3 protein-coding genes are annotated in these 4,297 nt (G+C 64.9%); all 3 read right to left on the bottom strand.

The window, feature by feature from the left end; all coding sequences use genetic code 11:
• The coding region (locus tag GFB49_RS20755; RefSeq protein WP_194269439.1) for a type IV secretory system conjugative DNA transfer family protein at positions 1–776 on the bottom strand (776 nt) is incomplete at its 3' end.
• 8 nt (positions 777–784) lie between these two features.
• Positions 785–3,136, bottom strand: a complete 2,352-nt coding sequence (locus tag GFB49_RS20750; RefSeq protein ID WP_153218157.1) for a relaxase/mobilization nuclease domain-containing protein — start codon at positions 3,134–3,136, stop codon at positions 785–787.
• Positions 3,123–3,716, bottom strand: a complete 594-nt coding sequence (locus GFB49_RS20745) for a transposase (protein ID WP_153218159.1) — start codon at positions 3,714–3,716, stop codon at positions 3,123–3,125. Before GFB49_RS20745 ends, GFB49_RS20750 begins: the two co-directional genes overlap by 14 nt.
• Positions 3,717–4,297 lie beyond the last annotated feature (581 nt).

Here is a 4,297-nt window from a genome sequence, read left to right as displayed (position 1 = left end):
CGCTTGCGCTGGAAGGCCAGCAGGCCTGCCGCCACGAAGAGATCGATTCCGCCTTTGAGGAGGCCCTGCACCCGGTCGTTGTCACTCTGCAGGAAGAGCGTCGCCAGGAGCTGCAATTCCATCTGCTGGCGGGCGGGGTCTTTCTGCTCAAAGATGCGCAAGAGCGGGTTGTAGCGATGCGTGCGCTTGCCCTCCCAATCGGTGGGGGCAAAGCGATAGACCTTGTCGCCTTGGGCTTCGCGATGCCGGGCCGTGGCCTCAAAGCACTCGCCCTTCACATCGAGCGTCACGGCGGAGCCTTGCCAGGTCAGCAGGTTCGGAATGACGAAACCCGTGGTCTTGCCGCGACCCGTGGGGGCCACGATCAGCGCATGGGGGAAGACCTTGGAGCAGATATAGTTGGCGCGGGAGCCCGGCGTCCCCAGCTTGCCGAGGATGAACCCGGTGCCCGGCGCCCCGAAGAAGCCGTTGGCCTTCATCTCGCGCGCACTCTGCCAATGGGTCTGGCCAAAGCGTGTCAGGGCGGATCCTGAGAGGGCCAGGCTCAGCATCAGGCCGGCGGCGGCGAAACTGCCGATGATCAGGTGAATAAGTTGCGCGTCCTCCGGGCGGCGATCGAGGATCGCCATGTAGTTCTGCGCGATATAGGCAAAGTCGATCTCTGCCCCGAAGCCGAGATCCTGGTAGGTCAGCACCGCCGAAGCGATCGTATAGCCCATGGCCCCGGTCACCAGCGTTACCAGCAAGATCCCTGTGGCGATCCGCGCTTTTCCCATGGGGGCGCTCAATGGACCTGACCCCGCTCAGTCTCGCCATCCACGTCTGTCGCGCGGTGTTTTTCATATTCGGTGTCGGCGAGATCATCGACCACCTGGCGCAAAGCCTCCGTGTTGGCCGTCGCTGCATCCGATTGCAGATAGACCTTGGCGACATAGAGCCGGTCGAGGCGGTCCTCGAGCACCTTGTCCAGCGCATCGGCATCGCCGGATGTGAGCCGGGCGAGTTGGCGGTCATCAAGAACCCGCGCAATCTCGCCGCGGAAGGAGTCCCGCTCCGCCTCGGTCTCGAAGGGCGCGGACAACTCCCCCGCCCGCTCATGGTTCAGAACACGCGTAATCTCGTCTGCAAGGCGGTCGGCACGGTCAGACTGCGGCGCAGTTTCATCGCGGGCTGCGAGGATGTCGTCGCGCGTGCCAACCCCAAGCCCCTCGCGCAACTCGTTTTCGCGGCGGACCTGATTGATGGCCTCCGTGTCCCGGATCTCGACGACGGCTGCATAGGTCGCGCCAAGCCCGCGGGCGAGGTGGGACGGCATGTCCAGATAGCGCGCGCGTAAGTCATCCGTGACGGCATCTGCAACGGGCGTGCGGACGTCGCGTCCCTCCATGATGCGGTCGACCTCGCGGGCGATTTCGCCGGCGCGGGCCGCATCGGTGATGGTCTCCCTGTAGGGCTCAGACCGGTCGATCACATCGCCGGGACGTGCGAGCAAGTCCGGGTGTGCCTCGAGATATGCGCGCTGCTCGGTCTCGATCGGGCGCTCCGCCCTTGAGACAACCTCCCAGTCCCGGTCCTCGATCTGCTGCGCGGTCAGGCCGTCTGCGCGCATCTCCTTACGGATTGTCCCTTCCATCGCCCGGACCGCGCCCTCATGATAATGGAACCGCTCGCTGACCGGTTCCGCTTCCATGACACCATCCCGGCGCAGCACGTTTTCCCGTTCCAAGAGCGTACCGAGCGCGACATGCACATCGTTGAGAATGTCGCGGGCTTGTTCCAGATCGGCGCGGCGTTCAAGGTTCAGATCGCGCGCCTCAGCCACGCGTGTTAGATCATCGGCGATCCATTGATGCTCGAGCGCTGCATTTGAGGCGCCCGTCTCGATCCGGGCCACCACTTCCGATGTGCTGATCCCGGTGCCGCGCAGGGCCGCGTCGATGCGCGATCTCAGATCGGGCTCGGCCAGTCGCTCGCGCTGGCTGGCGTCAATATTGGCCTCGGAATAGATCCCGCCCTCCGAGGGCGCGTCTGAGAGCGAACCCGAGCGCAGCCCCAAAGGCTGCATATGCTGGACCTGCGTCTGGATCTCGATGAGGCGTTTTTCCAGCACGGGACGTTCCGCGTCAGACTTCTCGGCGATCATGCCCTGCACCCGCGCGAGCTTCTCCGCATAAAGGCTTCTCAGATCCTCGAAGCTTTGATCCTCGGCCATATACACATCTCCTGTTCGGTCCACCTGCCCGCCGCGCGCCAGCACCTCGCCCGCGCGGAAGAGTGCCGCGGCAATGTCCTCGCGGGCCCCGCGGACCTCGGAGGTCTCCCGGGAGGCCTCTGCGGCAAGCGAATGGTAGACGGTTCTGGTGTTGGCGATCTCCGCCAGCGTCCGGGTCAGGTCCTGCCCCACGCGTTCGCGCTCGCGGGGCGCGCGACCCTCTTCCTTGGCAGCATAGACCTCGCGGGTCCGGGCGGGGTAATGCACAACCCCCCGATCGACGCGGCGCGTGGCCTCCAGGCGCACGCCGTACTTCTCCGCCTCCTCGACCATGGCGAGGCGGAAGTCGTCATAGTTGAAGCGGTGATTGCGGCCGAGGAAGAAGAACTCGCCTTCTTGCGAGCGGCGGTTCAGCACCAGATGCGCATGCGGGTGATCGCGGTCCTCATGCACCGCGATGATGTAATCGAAATGCCCCGCGTCGGTCTGGAAGAACCGCTCGGCCACATCCGTCGCAATGTCGCGCACATCCTCTCCCCGCGTGCCGATGGGGAACGACATGAGCATATGGGTCGTCTGGCCCAGCTTGGGCTTGAAGCCCGCATCCCAACGCTTGGCAAAGCGCTCGGTCAGGTTCTTGATGTCACCCGCCTCGAGCTTCGGCTTGCCATCCAGAAACCCGCTCGAGTCGACGATATGGGTCGACTTCGTGGTGAGGTAATCGAGCTGGTTTGCGAGCTGCGATTTGGTATGCGTACCCCCGCCCCGGATCGCCTTGAAGACCGCTGGCCGATGCCCCGCAGCCGCGCGCGTAAGCTGGGTCTGCTTGGCGACATGCAGCCCCTGCATCGAGCCCCGGACGCGGCTCCAGCCATCCCGAAAGACCTCGCCCGTGACGGCATGGACGGCATCATTCAGCCGCATGGGCAAACTCCCTCAACGCGGCCGTGGCCTCAAGCTGCATCGCGTCCCGACGGCGGCGCAGCAGTAGGTCGATCTCGTCGGCAGAATCCAGGATGAACCGCGCCAGCCCGCGCATCTGCGCTAGGCGCAATTCGGAGAACTCGGCACTCGTGCCACCATCAGCCCCCTGCCCCATCCGGTTGGCCCGCGTCATCTGCTTGGCGATCTGCGCGACCCCATTGCCGACCTCGTGCAGAGAGGCGCGGTAGCGCGCCATCTCGGCCGCCATCTGCGCGTCCGGAACGAACACCCCGCCTGCGGCCTGAATGAGCCGCCGCAGCCCCTCGGCCCGGCTCTCGATCCCCGCCTTTGCCAACACCGCGTCGAGCGCCTCAAGCTCCGCAGCCGTGACCTTCACACTGACCGCTGAAACCGGGATCGCGGCATCTGCCTGGCGCTCGGCATCGGCTTTCAGGACATAGCGCACGGCCCGCGATGTCACCTCGAAACGCTCAGCCAGCTCAGACGTCGACACACCCTCCGCGGCCTCGCGGACGATCTGCATCTTCTCGATCTCTGTCAGGCGTTTTGTTCGGGACATGCGGAAGAAAGACCCCCTATTTCCTGCCACCTTCCACCAAGGCTGCCCCCACATTACGATAATATATCAAGCTGTCAATTATATACTTACGTCGCATTCAGTCTCAGGTAGCCTTGGTGTCCGCTTCCCCCGCGGCCCGCAGGGGCGCGGGCCTGCCCCCTCGCCATCAAGAACCCCACCTGTCCAATGGGTCCCCTTCCCCAGCACCGCCCGAGGGTCTGGCCGACCACGCATGTGTTCGGACGGAACCGCGGGCGGGCGCAAACCCCACCGACAGGGCGGACAGGCAGGGTCAAGGAGGGCCAGATTTGGCTCCGCCAAATCTCTGCCGCAAAAACCGGGAGGCCCTGGCCGATAGGTTTTTGTGGATGGCCCCCTTGAGGCTGACTGGCCGGTCTGTCGCGGCCTGATCATTCCGGGGGAGTGCGTCCGTTGAACGCGCAGGGACCGGCACCAAGGGGAGGTCGCTGCCATCGATCACCCGCGCAGCGACCGGCATCCCATGAACAGGGATCGGGCCGCCCCAAGATCGTCCTGGGGCGGCCCATCCTCGTCAGAGGATTTAGTCCTGGGGATCTTTC

Origin of the sequence: Tritonibacter litoralis, from assembly GCF_009496005.1 — a bacterium.
Lineage (GTDB): Bacteria > Pseudomonadota > Alphaproteobacteria > Rhodobacterales > Rhodobacteraceae > Epibacterium > Epibacterium litoralis.
This window is presented reverse-complemented; position numbering and strand designations above follow the sequence as displayed.